General features: G+C 50.8%; 16 protein-coding genes and 1 other RNA gene. 16 read left to right on the top strand and 1 reads right to left on the bottom strand.

Features of this window, described 5'->3' with window-relative positions:
• Positions 1-14: 14 nt before the first annotated feature.
• The 14 genes from TX85_RS11985 to rnpB all read left to right on the top strand — a co-directional run bounded on the left by TX85_RS11985 (position 15) and on the right by rnpB (position 12,553).
• Entirely contained in the window at positions 15-428 is a 414-nt protein-coding gene (locus TX85_RS11985; RefSeq protein ID WP_044479325.1) for a cytidine deaminase, read from the top strand.
• Positions 429-489: 61 nt separating this feature from the next.
• Positions 490-1,392, top strand: a complete 903-nt coding sequence (era, locus tag TX85_RS11980) for a GTPase Era (RefSeq protein ID WP_044479324.1) — start codon at positions 490-492, stop codon at positions 1,390-1,392.
• A gap of 137 nt (positions 1,393-1,529) precedes the next feature.
• A complete protein-coding gene (locus TX85_RS25880) occupies positions 1,530-1,676 on the top strand; it encodes a YqzL family protein (RefSeq protein ID WP_071784189.1) in 147 nt (48 codons plus the stop codon).
• A gap of 26 nt (positions 1,677-1,702) precedes the next feature.
• The gene (gene recO, locus TX85_RS11975; protein WP_044479323.1) at positions 1,703-2,452 is read left to right on the top strand and encodes a DNA repair protein RecO; all 750 of its coding nucleotides are present in this window, start codon (positions 1,703-1,705) and stop codon (positions 2,450-2,452) included.
• Between the two features lie 8 nt (positions 2,453-2,460).
• Positions 2,461-2,628, top strand: a complete 168-nt coding sequence (locus TX85_RS11970) for a hypothetical protein (RefSeq protein ID WP_158297324.1) — start codon at positions 2,461-2,463, stop codon at positions 2,626-2,628.
• Between the two features lie 188 nt (positions 2,629-2,816).
• Positions 2,817-3,704, top strand: a complete 888-nt coding sequence (gene glyQ, locus TX85_RS11965) for a glycine--tRNA ligase subunit alpha (protein WP_044479321.1) — start codon at positions 2,817-2,819, stop codon at positions 3,702-3,704.
• Positions 3,697-5,772 (top strand): glycine--tRNA ligase subunit beta, encoded by a 2,076-nt coding sequence (gene glyS / locus TX85_RS11960; protein WP_044479320.1) that lies wholly within the window; start codon positions 3,697-3,699, stop codon positions 5,770-5,772. The genes glyQ and glyS overlap by 8 nt, the downstream gene beginning before the upstream one ends.
• Positions 5,773-5,805: 33 nt before the next feature.
• Positions 5,806-6,267, top strand: coding sequence for a YaiI/YqxD family protein (locus TX85_RS11955; protein ID WP_044479319.1), 462 nt, complete (start codon positions 5,806-5,808; stop codon positions 6,265-6,267).
• 44 nt (positions 6,268-6,311) lie between these two features.
• On the top strand, positions 6,312-8,135 hold the full coding sequence (dnaG, locus tag TX85_RS11950; RefSeq protein WP_044479318.1) for a DNA primase: 1,824 nt from the start codon (positions 6,312-6,314) through the stop codon (positions 8,133-8,135).
• A gap of 42 nt (positions 8,136-8,177) precedes the next feature.
• Positions 8,178-9,305 carry an RNA polymerase sigma factor RpoD gene (gene rpoD, locus TX85_RS11945; RefSeq protein ID WP_044479317.1) on the top strand — a complete coding sequence of 376 codons (1,128 nt, stop codon included), beginning with the start codon at positions 8,178-8,180 and terminating at the stop codon, positions 9,303-9,305.
• Positions 9,306-9,389: 84 nt separating this feature from the next.
• Positions 9,390-10,220 carry a hypothetical protein gene (locus TX85_RS11940; protein ID WP_044479316.1) on the top strand — a complete coding sequence of 277 codons (831 nt, stop codon included), beginning with the start codon at positions 9,390-9,392 and terminating at the stop codon, positions 10,218-10,220.
• Complete coding sequence (locus TX85_RS11935) at positions 10,217-10,978, top strand: tRNA (adenine(22)-N(1))-methyltransferase (RefSeq protein ID WP_044479315.1); 762 nt, start codon at positions 10,217-10,219, stop codon at positions 10,976-10,978. The genes TX85_RS11940 and TX85_RS11935 overlap by 4 nt, the downstream gene beginning before the upstream one ends.
• The gene (locus TX85_RS11930) at positions 10,954-12,069 is read left to right on the top strand and encodes a Nif3-like dinuclear metal center hexameric protein (protein ID WP_044479314.1); all 1,116 of its coding nucleotides are present in this window, start codon (positions 10,954-10,956) and stop codon (positions 12,067-12,069) included. The genes TX85_RS11935 and TX85_RS11930 overlap by 25 nt, the downstream gene beginning before the upstream one ends.
• 76 nt (positions 12,070-12,145) lie before the next feature.
• Positions 12,146-12,553, top strand: an RNA gene (gene rnpB, locus TX85_RS25400) — RNase P RNA component class A.
• 100 nt (positions 12,554-12,653) lie between these two features.
• Here the strand turns inward: rnpB and TX85_RS11925 are convergent.
• A complete protein-coding gene (locus TX85_RS11925; RefSeq protein ID WP_044479313.1) occupies positions 12,654-14,561 on the bottom strand; it encodes a S8 family peptidase in 1,908 nt (635 codons plus the stop codon).
• Positions 14,562-14,725: 164 nt separating this feature from the next.
• Between TX85_RS11925 and TX85_RS11920 the strand changes: the two genes are divergently transcribed.
• Positions 14,726-14,950, top strand: coding sequence for a DUF1540 domain-containing protein (locus tag TX85_RS11920; RefSeq protein WP_044479312.1), 225 nt, complete (start codon positions 14,726-14,728; stop codon positions 14,948-14,950).
• 46 nt (positions 14,951-14,996) lie between these two features.
• Positions 14,997-15,410: a hypothetical protein gene (locus TX85_RS11915; protein WP_044479311.1), complete on the top strand. Its 414-nt coding sequence runs from the start codon at positions 14,997-14,999 to the stop codon at positions 15,408-15,410.
• Positions 15,411-15,415: the final 5 nt, after the last annotated feature.

The raw sequence follows: 15,415 nt of genomic DNA, 5'->3' as shown, positions 1-15,415 counted from the left end.
GGGGAGCTGATAGAATGGATTACAAAGCACTGCTTCAAGAAGCAGTTGAGGCAAGGAAGAAAGCATATATCCCTTACTCAGGGTTTGGCGTTGGGGCCGCACTGCTGGATCAGTCGGGAAAGGTCCACCATGGCTGTAACATTGAAAATGCCGCCTATGGACCAACCAATTGTGCGGAGCGGACGGCCGTATTTCGCGCGGTTGCTGACGGCTTGAAGCCGGGATCCTTTCAGGCCATCGCAATTGTTGGCGATACCGAGGGACCGATCTCTCCGTGCGGGGTTTGCCGGCAGGTGCTTCTGGAGCTATGCGGTCCGGAAATGCCGGTTGTGCTTGGCAACCTGAAGGGTGATGTCAAAGAAACTACGGTAGGGGAACTGCTGCCGTACTATTTTAGCTCTGTGAATCTGCAGGAACAGCAGGAATAATGCAAGGATTCCCAACGGTTATGAAAATATAGCATAAACATGCGAAAGGAACTTTCACTACATGGCAAAATCCAAATTCAAATCAGGCTTCGTCGCCATCGTTGGACGGCCGAATGTCGGAAAATCTACGTTGATGAATCATATCATCGGCCAAAAGATTGCAATCATGTCCGATAAGCCTCAGACAACCCGTAATAAAATTCATGGGGTCTACACATCTGAAGAGATGCAAGTGGTTTTTCTGGATACGCCCGGCATCCACAAGCGGCAGTCCAAGCTCGGCGATTATATGAACACGACAGCTCTGAACACCCTTGGGGAGGTAGAGGCGGTTCTGTTCCTCGTTGATACTGCGGAAGGGCTGGGAGGCGGAGATCGTTTTATTATTGAACGTCTCAAGGATGTGCGAACCCCTGTTATCCTCGTATTGAACAAGATCGACCGGATTCAGCCGGAGGAATTGCTCCCGATCATCGAGGAGTACCGGAAGCTGTATGATTTTGCAGAAATCGTACCGATCTCCGCGATGCTTGGAAGCAATGTGAATACATTGATCGAGCAGATCGGCAAGTATTTGCCGGAAGGCCCGCAGTACTACCCAGAGGATCAGGTGACCGACCATCCGGAGCAGTTTGTATGCGCAGAGCTGATCCGGGAGAAAATTCTTCATCTGACCCGGGAGGAAGTGCCGCACTCCATTGCCGTAACTATTGAAGATATGCGGGTAGAGGAGAATGGGGTCGTCTATATATCGGCTATCATCTTTGTGGAGAGAGACTCTCAGAAGGGAATTATCATCGGAAAGCAAGGAGCTTTGCTGAAGGAAGTCGGCAAGCTGGCGAGACAAGATATTGAGAATCTGCTGGGCTCCAAAACCTTCCTGGAGCTATGGGTGAAAGTGAAGAAGGACTGGCGGAACCAGGAACGGATTTTGAAGGATTTGGGCTTCCATCGCGACATGTAGGCGGATTGGGAGGATTTGTATCACATTAGTTCGTGTTTACCCGAGCATCCTATCCTTTGAACGTGGTAGTTCAAAAGTTATCACTTTTTGAACACTCCTTTTAAAAGGCGTCATTTCGAAGGGAAGGGTGAATACGAATGCGAGATTTTTCGTGGAAGTATTTTTCAATGACTGGAGATGTCGATGCTTACATGCTCTATAAAGAAGCTGTTGGCAATCCAGAGGACGAGATGACTGAAGCCGCAGAGGAATGGGTTGTTCCGGAGGAACAACAGGAAATATAACAAGGTTCACACATGGGGGAAGAGACATGCTATACAGGGTGGAAGGCATTGTCATCCGCAGCATGGACTACGGCGAGGGGAACAAGATCATCACGCTGTGCACAGAAGGCAACGGTAAAATCGGAGTGTTGGTGCGGGGAGCAAAAAAGGTCAAGAGCCGTCATGCGGCAATAACGCAGCCTTTTACGCTCGGGGAGTTTGCATTTTACCGTCCCAACCACGGTCTGGGCACATTGAATTCAGGTGAGATTATTGAATCTCACTTTTCTTTACGTGAGGATCTTTTTTTAGCGGCCTATGCCTCCTATGCTTGCGAATTGCTGGATCGGACCTTGCAGGATGAAGAGGTGGGCAGCTTCTGGTACACACAGCTAAAGGCTTGTCTTGAATCGCTGGCTTCGAAAAAGGACCCCGAGGTTGTCATCGCACTATATGAGATGAAAATTTTGCAGGCCGCCGGCTATGGACCCGTCATCTCAAATTGCGTATCCTGCGGACGCACGGCGGATACTTATAAAATAAGTCCCCGGCTGGGAGGTTCGCTCTGTCCTTCTTGCGGACATCACGATCCGGCTGCTCAAAAGGTGTCTGCAGGCACCTATAAGCTGCTCCATTATTTTGAACGTATGGATATGCGCAGGCTGGGCAATGTTGAAGTTAAGGATGAGACAACGGCGGAGCTCAAGAGGATCATGCGGGATTTCATGGATATGCAGCTTGGACTTAAGCTGAAGTCGCGCAGCTTTCTGGATCAGCTTGATAAATACGAGATTTGACGCGGCATGTGAAATCGGATATTATAAATAAGAATTTCTCCTTTCTGGAGACCCATGCGTTGATCGGGAAAAGTAATGATGTTTCGAAGCGGCAGGAACAGCGAGTCGGGGGTAGTGGAAGCCCGGCCGGAGGAACTCATGAAGCGGCGGCCCGGGAGGATGGGAATGGTACGTGAAAAGCGGATCTGTTCGTGAGCGGCATGCAAGTTAGCTGTCAGGCAGATCAAGTAGGGTGGAACCGCGGGACAATAGCTCTCGTCCCTACGTCTGACAACAGACGTGGGCGGCGAGAGCTTTTTTGCGCCTCACCGCCCGCGAATGTTGCGGACTCTCATTTATTCAGCAAACAAGGAGATGAGGTTCAATGAATTTTCAACAAATGATTTTGACCCTGCAGCAGTTCTGGGCCGAGCAAAATTGCATCGTCGTCCAGCCCTATGATGTGGAGAAGGGTGCAGGGACGCTGAACCCGATGACATTCCTGCGCTCCATCGGACCGGAGCCGTGGAATGTAGCTTATGTGGAGCCTTCCCGCCGTCCGGCGGACGGACGGTACGGCGAGAACCCGAACCGGCTGTACCAGCATCATCAGTTCCAGGTTATTCTGAAGCCTTCGCCGGACAACATCCAGGAAATCTATCTGGAGAGCTTGAAGCGACTTGGCATTAACCCGCTGGAGCATGATATCCGGTTCGTCGAAGATAACTGGGAGCATCCGGGACTTGGCGCCTGGGGACTCGGCTGGGAAGTATGGCTGGATGGTATGGAGATTACACAGTTCACTTATTTCCAGCAAGTTGGAGGAATCGAGACGAATCCGGTAGCCGTGGAAATTACCTATGGTATGGAGCGGCTGGCTTCTTACATCCAGGACAAGGAGAATGTATTCCATCTGGAGTGGGTGGATGGAACAAGCTATGGCGATGTATTCCATCAAGCCGAGTTTGAGCATTCCAAGTACACATTTGAGCTTTCCGATGTAAAGATGCTATTCACGTTATTTAACATGTATGAGCAGGAAGCGGCGAAAGCAATGGCCGAGCACCTGGTATACCCGGCATATGATTATGTGCTGAAATGCTCGCACACCTTCAATCTGCTTGATGCCCGGGGGGCTATCAGTGTGACTGAACGCACCGGTTATATTACAAGAGTCCGGAACCTTGCCCGTCAAGTAGCGGCTACGTATCTGGAGGAGCGCGAAAAGCTTGGATTCCCGATGCTGAACAAAGGAGGCGAAATCCATGGCTAAGGATTTATTGTTTGAGATTGGACTCGAAGAAATGCCTGCGCGCTTTATCCGTGCAGCTATGGAGCAATTAAAGGAACGCACGAGCAAGTGGCTGGGAGATTCGGTCATTTCCTATGACAGCATTGACAGCTATGCGACGCCGCGCCGTCTTGCGGTATTGGTAAAGGGCGTAGCCGAGAAGCAGGAGGACGTTCATGAAGAAGTGAAGGGGCCTTCCCGTAAAATCGCATTGGATGAGAGCGGCAACTGGAGCAAGGCTGCTCTTGGATTTGCCCGAAGTCAGGGTGTGGATCCGGATCAATTCACCTTCCGCGAATTGTCGGGAACCGAATACATTTATGTCAGCAAGAGCCGTGAAGGTGTTGAGACGAAGTCCTTGCTGTCTGAAGGCTTATTAGGTATACTGCATGCCATGAATTTCCCTAAAAATATGCGTTGGGGCAGCTATGACTTCAAGTTTGTGCGTCCGATCCGCTGGATGGTTGCTTTGTTCGGCAGCGAGATTATTGATCTGGAAATTGCGGGAGTCAAATCCGGGAATGTCACTCGCGGGCACCGTTTCCTTGGTCAGGATACCGTCATTGCATCCCCTGGCGAATATGTGGAGGCGCTTCGCGCCCAGCATGTGATTGCTGACATCCAAGAGCGGGAGGCAATGATTACTTCGCAAATTGCAGACCTTGCCAAAGAGCAAAGCTGGAATATCGCTGTAAAGGAAGATTTGCTGGAGGAAGTTCTGTTCCTGGTGGAAACACCGACCGTCCTGTTCGGGAAGTTCGAGGAATCGTTCCTGAATATTCCGCAGGAGGTGCTGATCACCTCCATGCGCGAGCATCAGCGCTACTTCCCGGTATTGAATGCAGATGGAGCGCTGCTGCCCTTCTTCGTTACCGTCCGCAACGGAGACAACCGTTCCCTCGACCTTATCGCCCGCGGGAATGAGAAGGTTCTTCGCGCACGGCTGTCCGATGCGAAATTCTTCTATGAAGAGGATCAAAAGCTGGCGATCAAGGATGCCTTGTCCAAGCTGGAGAGCATCGTATTCCATGAGGAGCTGGGCACGGTAGGAGACAAGGTGCGCAGGATCCGCCGCAACAGCGAGAAGCTGACCGCATTGCTCGGCGCTGACAGCGGCACTGTAGAAGCCGTGAGTCGTACGGCTGAAATTTGCAAGTTCGACCTGGTTACCCAAATGGTCTATGAATTCCCGGAACTTCAAGGAGTGATGGGGGAAGACTATGCTCGCAAAGCCGGGGAGTCTGATGCTGTTGCCAGGGGAATCTTTGAGCATTATCAGCCCCGCTTTGCCGGAGATGATGTTCCGGCTTCGCAAGTCGGATCCATTGTCAGCATTGCCGATAAGCTGGACACAATTGCAGGCTGCTTCTCCATAGGGATTATCCCGACAGGCTCACAGGATCCTTACGGATTGCGCCGTCAAGCTGCAGGCATTGTTCAGATTATTCTGGAGCATCAGTTGGAGGTTCAGTTATCCCAACTGTTCGAGCTTGCGATTGAGACTCATGCCCATTTCCATGAGCTGAAGCGGAGCAAGGAAGAAATGATGAAGGATCTGCTGGAGTTCTTCGGCTTGCGCGTAAGAAAGACCCTTTCCGATCACTGCCGTTATGATGTGGTGGATGCTGTGATGGGGGCGGGCTATGATGACGTCGTCTCTGTCGTATCCCGGGGCAACGGATTGATGGAAGCTGTTGAACGTCCGGAGTTCAAGACCGTTTGCGAAGCCTTTGGACGTGTAAGCAACCTTGCCTCCAAAGCTTCCGCTGTTAAGGTGCGCTCTGACCTGCTCCATGATCCTGCGGAAGCCAAGCTTTATCAGAAGTTGACGGAGATCACACCTGAGTTCCGCCGCCAGCTTGAGGGCAAGGATGCTTCGGGGGCATTGACCTCGCTTTCTTCCTTGCAGGAAGCGATTAATGCTTTCTTTGACGGCGTTATGGTGATGACCGAGGATGAGCAAATCCGGATGAATCGGCTGGCGCTGCTCTCGGCTATTGACCAGGAATTGAAGCAATTTGCCGACTTTGGCAAGCTTGTTTGGGCATAATAAGCACACGACTAAATGAAAGGGGGTCCCCGCATGTCTTCGAGAATTGTTGTTGACGGGGACTCTTGTCCTGTCAAAGCCGAAATTATTGAGATTGCCAGCCAGTTCGGCATTTCCGTACTGATGGTGTCGTCCTTCGACCATGTTCTGAAGGAGGCATCCGGTGTAGAGGTCGTTCAGGTTGACCGCAGTCAGCAAAGCGCCGATCTTTATATCGTCAATCATATCCGGCGCGGCGATGTTGTGGTGACCCAGGATTACGGTCTGGCCGCACTTGTGCTAGCCAAGGCTTGCCAGGCACTGTCTCCCCGGGGCGATATATTTCACCCGGGGAATATCGATTACTTGCTGGAACGAAGACATGCCCAGGCCAAGGCAAGACGGTCGGGCAAGCATTCCAGGGGTCCGCGCCCCTTTTCTGAAGAAGATCGGCAGCACTTTCGATCGAGCCTGATAAATCTTTTGCGGGATTTGCAGGAGAATGTACAATTTTAGCGAATTATAATTAAATGTGTTTTATGAAAGATGAAGGTGGTTAGATGAATACCGGGCGAGGCATTCCTGAGGAAGTCATCGAGGCCGTCCTGCGGCAGCATGATATTGTCGATACGGTCAGCAAGCACGTTCATTTAACAAAGCAAGGCAAGTATATGAAGGGGCTTTGTCCGTTTCACTCGGAGAAGACGCCTTCATTTACTGTTACGCCTGACAGGCAGATTTTTCACTGCTACGGGTGCGGCAAGGGCGGTAATGCGATCAAATTCCGGATGGAGCTCGAAGGGTTGACATTCCCGGAAGCCGTTCGGCTGATGGCGGATGAAGCTCATATTCCCTATGAGGCCGGAACGGGCGGTTCTGCCGGAGATTCTCCGCGAAATCTGGAGCTGGAGCAGCAACTGCAAGCGCACGAATGGACAGCGAAGCTGTATCATTTCCTGCTGAAGAATACGGAGTATGGAAAGTCTGCAATGGACTATTTAAAGTCAAGAGGATTCAGCGAAAAGGCGATTGACACGTTCCAAATCGGCTATGCGCCTGCACGTTGGGATACGCTTGTTCAATTTTTGGAGAAGCGTTCTTTTAATCTTGATGTCATGGAGAAGGGCGGACTTTTGTCGTCCAAACAGGACGGCAGCGGCTACGTCGATCGATTCCGAGATCGGGTCATGTTTCCGCTCCATAATCGAAGCGGCAAAGTGATTGCTTTTGCAGGACGAGTTCTGGGAGAGGGTCAGCCGAAATATCTGAATTCCTCCGAGAGCAAGCTGTTCAGCAAGAGCCGGACTTTATACAATCTTCATATGGCCAAGGGCGAGATACGAAAATCACGTCAATTTGTATTATTTGAGGGCTATGGAGATGTGATTAGTGCCTGGGAAGCTGGAGTGCATAACGGAGTAGCGACAATGGGCACGGCGCTGACCGAGAGCCATGCCGCCATGATGCGGGGATTGGCCGATGAGGTCATTGTCTGCTATGACGGAGATCAAGCCGGACAGGCTGCTGCGTTGAAGAGCATACCGATTTTGGAAGACGCGGGATTTCAGGTAAGAATTGCAATGCTGAGCGAAGGGCTCGATCCGGACGACTTTATTCGGAAATACGGAGCAGAGCGGTTTCATCGTCAAATTTTGGATGGAGCTGTTTCATCTGTAAAATTCAAGCTTATATATTTGAGAAAAAACCATATACTGCTAGAAGAAGACGGAAAGGTTGCCTACATCAAGGATGCGATGGAAGTAATTGCTCCCTTATCGTCACCAACCGAACGAGAGATTTACTTGAAGGAGTTGTCGGCTGAGCTGCAGGTTTCCTTCGAAAGCCTGAAGCAGGAATGCAATGAGAAGCGCCAATCCATGCAAAAAAACAACTATGCAGGGGATAATAAGGGCAAAAGGTGGAATAATGGTAGGCATAAAACGGGGCAGGCTTCCATGCCGGAGCTGTTGCCTGCTTATCATGTTGCCGAACGCCGGCTTCTTGCATTTATGCTCCAGGATGATGAGGTAGCCCGTTATGTGGGTGACTCGCTTGGAGACCAATTTAACCTCGAAGATCATGCAGCCATTGCTGCTTATCTATACGCATACTATGCACAAGGCAAACCGCCGGATGCAAGCCGCTTTATTGCTTCGTTGCAGGATGAACGGCTTGAGCAATCCGTCATTGGAATCGCCATGATGGAGCTTCCTGCAGAATGGAGCACCCAGGAACTTGACGACTGTATCCGGGAAGTCAAGAAGGTGCCTCAGATGAAGCAAATCAGACGAAAGAAAGAAGAAATGGTATCGGCTGAAAAAGCCGGGGATTTTTTGCGTGCAGCACAAATAGCCAGTGAGATTATTGCCCTAGAGAGACAATAGACGTTGAACCGTGGTTAGTTTCTAGGGAGGAGGGAGCCAGAAATGACGAATGAACAACATACTGAACTAGAAACCGAATTAACACTGGAACAGGTCAAGGATCGTCTGATTGAGCAGGGCAAGAAGAGATCTTCTTTGACTTATAAAGAAATTATGGAGAAGCTGTCGCCATTTGAGCAGGATCCTGAACAGATGGACGAGTTCTATGAGCAGTTAGCTGATCTTGGCATTGATATTACCGGTGACAGCGATGAAGAGCTTACGACTCGCCGCAATGATGATGAGCATGGAGAGCACGGGGAATTCGGCTTCGACGATGACTTGACACTTCCTCCCGGGATCAAAATTAATGATCCGGTCCGTATGTATTTGAAGGAAATCGGAAGAGTTCCCTTGTTATCCGGTGATGACGAGATGGAGCTTGCCAAACGGATCGAGAGTGGCGACGAAGAAGCGAAGCGCCGTCTGGCCGAAGCGAATCTGCGGCTGGTTGTAAGCATCGCCAAGCGTTATGTAGGACGCGGCATGCTGTTCCTTGATCTGATTCAGGAAGGCAATATGGGCCTGATCAAAGCGGTTGAGAAATTTGACCACAAGAAAGGCTTCAAGTTCAGTACTTATGCCACTTGGTGGATTCGCCAGGCGATTACCCGCGCGATTGCCGACCAGGCAAGAACGATTCGGATTCCTGTGCATATGGTGGAGACCATTAATAAGCTGATTCGGGTCTCCCGTCAATTGCTGCAGGAGCTTGGGCGTGAGCCTGCGCCTGAGGAGATCGCAGCCGAGATGGAATTAAGCGTTGAGAAAGTACGAGAAATCATGAAAATTGCCCAAGAGCCGGTCTCGCTGGAAACGCCGATTGGTGAAGAAGATGACTCCCATCTGGGTGATTTCATCGAAGACCAGGAAGCGCTGGCCCCTGCCGATGCAGCGGCGTATGAGCTTCTCAAGGAACAGCTCGAAGATGTCTTGGATACGCTGACCGAGCGTGAAGAGAATGTGCTTCGACTGCGCTTCGGACTGGACGATGGACGTACCAGAACGCTGGAAGAAGTCGGCAAAGTGTTTGGCGTCACCCGCGAGCGTATACGCCAAATCGAGGCGAAGGCCCTTCGGAAGCTGCGCCATCCGAGCCGGAGCAAACGGCTGAAGGACTTTCTGGAATAGTCCAAGGCACCCGACCTTCTGCTGATCAGAGCAGCAAGGTCTTTTTTTTGATGAAAGTAACTCTCTCAGAAGGAAGGTTATAATGTGAATCCGGATAAAAGAGACATCATTCTCCGAGAAATCGCTCATTGGCGGCGAAGCCGGTTGCTGCCCGAGCAGTGTTGCGACTTTCTAGAGAACTTGTATCGGGATCATGACGAGTCGCCAACTGCTGCCCGTCCGATGCTCTCGTTGGGCTCGTTCAGTCAAGGCAGCTGGAAGGCTTGGTTACTTTCTTTTGGAATTATTTCCTTCTTTTTCTTTATTTCTTTTTATTTTAGCCTTTTTGCCTGGCCATTGCAAATCGGAATTACGTTGCTGGTTCCGGCTATCTGTTACGTCATCTCTGGATATTATCGTGAGCAGAGAGATCTGTTCTCGTTGGTGACAGCCGGTGCGGGGAGCATTATCCTGCTTGGCCTCGGAAGCTGGATTCTTCTCCTGCAGGGGTGGAGCAGCGGTCTCGCCTTTATGGCCTTGATTGCCGGCTGTGGTCTGGTCTGGCTATGCGCAGGAACTATACTAAAGATCGGAATTCTGATGTATTGCGGTTTTGCGGCCTTCATACTTGTCTACGCTTTTATATTTGATTATTTGCACCCTGAGTATTCATGGATCTGGTTACAGGTCGTCTGGCTTCCGGTCAGCATCATTATCTTCTGGTTGGTCTGGCTTGTTCATCAGCGCTTGGTTATGGTGTCCAGAGTGCTTTTCGCCCTGTCGGTGACCCTTTGGTTCATGCCGGAGGCGGATTATTTCCTGCTTCGGCAGCAACCGGTTCAAGGAATGGAGCTATTTCTTTTATTAAAGATTGTGCTGGCCCTGGGCGTTTTGTTTGGATTACGAAAAAAATGGGTGGTGTGGATTTCTTCATGAAATTATCAGCAAGGTTGATACAGATTGCGGAACGGCTGCCAATGGGCTGTAAATTGGCCGATATTGGCTCGGATCATGCGCTTCTTCCGGTGTATGCTGTGAAGAATGGGCTTGCCTTGAGCGCTGTTGCCGGTGAGGTGAATGAGGGGCCGTTGAAGGCGGCGCAGCAGCAGGTAGCTCAAGCGGGCTTAACCTCTTCCATTGCTGTACGAAAAGGAGACGGGCTAGCGGTTGTCAGTCCTGGAGAGGTGGACACAATTACGATCGCAGGCATGGGAGGAGCATTAATCGCTTCCATTCTAGAAGCCGGTCAGGAGAAGCTTGCAGGGGTCCATACCCTTGTGCTTCAGCCGAATGTAGGCGAAGATTTGGTTCGGCGCTGGCTGCTTCGTCATGAATGGGCTTTAACCGAAGAGAGCATTCTGGAGGAGGACGGCAAGATTTATGAAATTCTGACGGCAAGACGTCTTCCTGACAGCACAGGTTTTAATGCCCAGCTGTATGCGCCCCGAGCACTGCCTGGCAGTGAAATGAAGCTAACGGAGGAACTGCTGCTATTGCTCGGTCCTTGGTTAATTAAGGAGCCGAATGCAGTCTGGTTTGAAAAGTGGCACGGAGAAATCAAACAGCTGGAGCGGATTCGCAGCTCTGTGGCCTCCTCCTCGCATGAGGCGTCGAGGATCAAGGAGCAGGAACTGGCAGAACTGGCTCGGCAGTTGAAGGAGGTAATGGAATGCTTGCAAAAGGACAAACAGTAATTCAGTATATGGAGCAATTGTCTCCTAAGCATGTTGCGATGGAGGGCGACAAAATCGGTCTCCAGCTTGGCAGCCTGCAAAAGGATATCAAATGTGTGCTGACTGCATTGGATGTGAATGAGGCAGTAGTAGATGAGGCAATCAAGCTGGGTGCTGATTTGATTGTAGCGCACCATGCGATCATTTTCCGTCCCCTTGCGCAGTTGCAAACCGATACGCCGATGGGCAAGGTGTATGAGAAGCTGATCAAGCATGATATTGCTGTCTATATCGCTCATACAAATCTTGATGTTACAGACGGAGGAATGAATGACTGGATGGCTGAGGCGTTGGGGATTGAGCCTGGCGAAGCTCTGGAGGATATCCATACGGACCGGCTGCATAAGCTGGTCGTGTTCGTTCCGAAAGACCATCACCGTCAGGTGCTGGAGGCCATTCTCAATGCGGGAGCCGGAGCCATCGGGCAATACAGCCATTGCAGCTTCAATACGGAAGATCAGGGAACCTTTATTCCCGGTGCGGAGACAGATCCCTACATTGGAACTCCAGGCAAGCTGGAGACCGTAGAGGAAATGAGGATTGAGACGATTGTTCCCGAGAGCCTGCAAAAAAGAGTGATTCAAGCCATGCTCAAAAGCCATCCCTATGAAGAGGTTGCTTATGACCTATACCCGATGGATTTGAAGGGAAGAACCTTTGGACTTGGACGTGTGGGGAAGCTGCGTGAACCGGCCACTCTTGGTGAATTCGTAGAACGAGTCAAAGAGAAGCTGGACGTGCCTTTCGTTCGTGTTGTCGGTGATCTGAATCGTCCGCTCCGTAAAGCCGCAGTAGTCGGAGGCTCTGGAGGGAAGTACTGGAAAGCGTCGATGTTCCGAGGGGCGGATGTGCTGGTGACGGGAGATATTGATTACCATACGGCACAGGATGCCCAGATGGCGGGGATCGCTTTGATCGACCCAGGTCATAATGCCGAGAAGATTATGAAGGCCAAGGTGGCGGAATGGCTTGAGCAAAAGCTGAGAGAGGGGAAGTACGAGACAAAGGTATTTGCTTCCGGCATAGATACGGAGCCCTTCCGCTTTATTTAATCATTACGACTTTTTCCTGCAGTTTCATACTTGTGATCTCGGGGAGATGCCTGTATACTAACATGTGTTGCTATTGAAAGTTTGACAGACAATCGCCGGCGGCCTTGTTGCCGCGGGAGGAAAGTCCGGGCTCCATAGGGCAGGGTGCTGGATAACGTCCAGTCGGCGCGAGCCGAAGGATAGTGCCACAGAAATGGACCGCCGATGGCCGCAAGCAATTGCGGATCAGGCAAGGATGGAACCGAGGTGTAAGAGACCCCGAGGAACGCTGGTGACTTCGTTCCTGGTAAACCCCATCTGGAGCAAGACCTAATGGGACGCAGCTTCCTTCGTGAAGCAGCCTTTGCCCGAGGCGCGTCCGGGTTGGTCGCTGGAGCCGTCCAGTAATGTACGGCCTAGATAGATGATTGTCACTCCAAGCGGGAGGGTTGTTCCCGTGATTACCGCCAAGAGTACAGAACCCGGCTTACGGCAAACTTTCTTCACTGCAACCACCTATATCATTAATGATTTTTTATGAATGAAATGAGGCTATTCCCGAGAGATCCTGAATCCGACGGAATAGCCTCTTTTTCTTCAGCAGATTATTTGTGTTTGTCCAGAATCTGGTTAATCTTGCGCTGAACAGCCTGCGGCCAGAGCTGCAGCGCTGAATCCCCTGCTCCTGCAGCGGACAGTGCGGCATAGACATCGATCTGTCCATAGCCGTAATCCTTGTCGCGTCCTGTCGGGCCGAGATCGATCACATTGCTGCGGATCAGATCCATCACCTCGGTATTTCGCAGATCGGGGTTGACGGAGCGGATCAGGGCGGCCAATGCGGTGACATGCGGACAGGCCATGGAGGTACCGGACAAAGCGGCATACTGATTGTCCGGGTAAGTGCTGGCAATGCTCTCGCCGGGAGCCATGACGTCAACATAATCGCCGTAATTGGAGAACGAAGCGCGCTGGAGCTGAAAGTCTGTAGCAGATACTGCCAATACTTCCGGATAAGCCGCTGGGTAGCCGGCCCGCTCGGTGTTGTCGTTTCCGGTAGCGGCAATCAGGACTACATCCCGGTCAAAGGCGTACTTGACTGCTTCATGCAGAAATTGGGCATCCGCATAATTCCCTAGACTGAGATTGATTACCTTGGCTCCATGGTCGGTAGCCCAGATAATGCCCTCAGCCACAGAGTAGGATGTTCCGGCGCCAGTATTGTCGAGCGCTTTTACAGGCAAGATCTTGCCTCCCCACATCATGCCGGCAATGCCCTCATTGTTATTGACATTCGCTGCGATAATTCCGGCGACGTGCGTGCCATGGCCAACATCGTCATAGGGCTCCTCCTCCTGCTCGATGGCGTTATAGCCTTCCAGCAAGCGCCCGTTCAAATCGGGATGCTTCAGGTCCACTCCGGTATCGACCACGGCAACAATGACATCATCGCTCCCCTTGGACAGTTTCCAGGCTCGATTAGTCTCTATAACCGGAAGATTCCATTGATATTCAGAGAATAATAAATCATTCGGAATTACCGGGGATTCATCAGTCAGATTCATGCTCAAGTTGTCATTTGTCATGTACAAGTAATGGGGCTCCACATAATTCGGCTTCCATTTCGTCTGGAAATAGTGTTTCAACTGCTTCATATCCATCGTTTCAGAACGAAAAATGTAGGTGTTGGCAATCCGCTTTGGTTGGCCGCATTGCAGTTCTTGGGTCATTCTACTCAACTCTTCTGTTGAGGGTGGCTCCGCAAAGGTCACAACGATTTCATTTTCGTAATAGTGGCTTGCCTTTTCGTTGTCATGGCCTGTCTTGACGGTCATATCCTTGAGTGTATCGGCATGTATGGATTCCACCTTGTACTTCCCTTCCTTGGGATATGGAATCAGCCGCAGGTTTTTGTCTTGATGCTCTTCCACCCGTTTCAGGATCCCCATGTCCATAACAGCAATCATACCGGACTGTCCTTGACCGGACGGCTCGGCAACAACATAATACTTGGGTTGATCCTGAGGGAATGAAGGCGATTCGTAGGATTGCTTCCGCTGGAGAGCCTTTCGGGCATACTGAAGATAGCCTCGCAGTTGCTTCTGCTCCTTCTGATCAAGCTTATAGGAAGCGGCCTTTGTTTCCCGCTCCTGGCCGTCCTTTACCCAGATGATCGACAAGAATTGACCGTGATCCTTCTGCAGCTCCCGGGCATAGGAAGGTGTTTCGCCGCTCTTACGGACTGCAGCATATTGTTCAGCCAACTGCCGGACATGCCGTTTTGCATCCAGACGCGCCAAGCGCTCGGTAGCTGTCATGTCACGCTGCTTCATCATTTGTTTCAGCTTGTGTTCCTGATGATTCCCAAGCTTCTTTGGCCCGGTTGTTGATGCGGTTTCGGGTCGTGAGGCGTTATTCGAATGTGAATTCTGCTGTGGATCAGATGCAAATGTATACAAGACAATGACTCCGGCGGCTAATAGCGCTAGCAGAGCCCAGCTTTTCCGCTTCATAGGTAAGGCCTCCTCAAGACTAGTCTGAACAGGCTTAGAATGAGGAAAACCGGAAGATTTTATTCTGAGATGCCGAAAGGCATCTTTTTTGTATTCATTTAACAGCAGCCGCTTCGCATATCAAACCGGCGGGACGGAAAAAATGTAGCTTGAGGTGATTATAAATGGCTAAAGAAGATAAGCCGATTGTAAAATGCAGCGTCTCCAACTGCACGTATTGGGGTGAGAAAAACTTATGCCAAGCGGACATGATCATGATCGACATTGACACTCATGCCTCCCGGGATTACAACGCGGAATTTGCAGGGGAATCGTTCGATACAGAGCATCAGGATATTGCCGAATCCTCATCAGCAACTTGCTGTCACACCTTTAAGCCTAAATCGTAATTTGCAAAAAGCAAGTGCATGATCCATTCTACAGGAGGTGCCAGTTATGGATAACTTAGGTCCGAATGATAACTCCAGAAAGTTTGATAATTCGAACAGTTCGGATAACTCATTAAAGAGCCGTACTGATTATCCACGAATGCCGCACGAGGAGCACAACGAGGAATATGCAGCCGAATTTGCTCCGAGCCGAACGGCCTTTACGGAGACCGAACGGCAGGAAATCAATCCGGATAACGCAGGAGCTAAGGGAAGAGAAGCGGGGAAAACAGTGGGCTATATCGGCGTAGGCCTGGGCATCGCATCTTTGTTTATGTGGTCCATAATTCTAGGTCCCATTGCAGCCGTACTGGGCTTCTACGCATACAGCCAAGGCCGGAAGGCTTCAGGCGCATGGGCGGCGGGACTAGGTATTGTAGCGACGCTCAGTTATTTCGTACTCATTCCGTTCACTCGGTAAACCGC

This window comes from Paenibacillus antibioticophila (genome assembly GCF_000455265.1).
GTDB classification, from domain to species: Bacteria; Bacillota; Bacilli; order Paenibacillales; family Paenibacillaceae; genus Fontibacillus; species Fontibacillus antibioticophila.
Note: the sequence above shows the minus strand (reverse complement) of the source record. Positions and strands in the feature narration are given on the sequence as shown.

Bases quoted from the DNA above. Each gene is read 5' to 3' on its own strand.
- TX85_RS11985 (WP_044479325.1), top strand. From the start codon at position 15: ATGGATTACAAAGCACTGCTTCAAGAAGCAGTTGAGGCAAGGAAGAAA.
- era (WP_044479324.1), top strand. From the start codon at position 490: ATGGCAAAATCCAAATTCAAATCAGGCTTCGTCGCCATCGTTGGACGG.
- TX85_RS25880 (WP_071784189.1), top strand. From the start codon at position 1,530: ATGCGAGATTTTTCGTGGAAGTATTTTTCAATGACTGGAGATGTCGAT.
- recO (WP_044479323.1), top strand. From the start codon at position 1,703: ATGCTATACAGGGTGGAAGGCATTGTCATCCGCAGCATGGACTACGGC.
- glyQ (WP_044479321.1), top strand. From the start codon at position 2,817: ATGAATTTTCAACAAATGATTTTGACCCTGCAGCAGTTCTGGGCCGAG.
- glyS (WP_044479320.1), top strand. From the start codon at position 3,697: ATGGCTAAGGATTTATTGTTTGAGATTGGACTCGAAGAAATGCCTGCG.
- TX85_RS11955 (WP_044479319.1), top strand. From the start codon at position 5,806: ATGTCTTCGAGAATTGTTGTTGACGGGGACTCTTGTCCTGTCAAAGCC.
- dnaG (WP_044479318.1), top strand. From the start codon at position 6,312: ATGAATACCGGGCGAGGCATTCCTGAGGAAGTCATCGAGGCCGTCCTG.
- rpoD (WP_044479317.1), top strand. From the start codon at position 8,178: ATGACGAATGAACAACATACTGAACTAGAAACCGAATTAACACTGGAA.
- TX85_RS11935 (WP_044479315.1), top strand. From the start codon at position 10,217: ATGAAATTATCAGCAAGGTTGATACAGATTGCGGAACGGCTGCCAATG.
- TX85_RS11930 (WP_044479314.1), top strand. From the start codon at position 10,954: ATGCTTGCAAAAGGACAAACAGTAATTCAGTATATGGAGCAATTGTCT.
- TX85_RS11925 (WP_044479313.1), bottom strand. From the start codon at position 14,561: ATGAAGCGGAAAAGCTGGGCTCTGCTAGCGCTATTAGCCGCCGGAGTC.
- TX85_RS11920 (WP_044479312.1), top strand. From the start codon at position 14,726: ATGGCTAAAGAAGATAAGCCGATTGTAAAATGCAGCGTCTCCAACTGC.
- TX85_RS11915 (WP_044479311.1), top strand. From the start codon at position 14,997: ATGGATAACTTAGGTCCGAATGATAACTCCAGAAAGTTTGATAATTCG.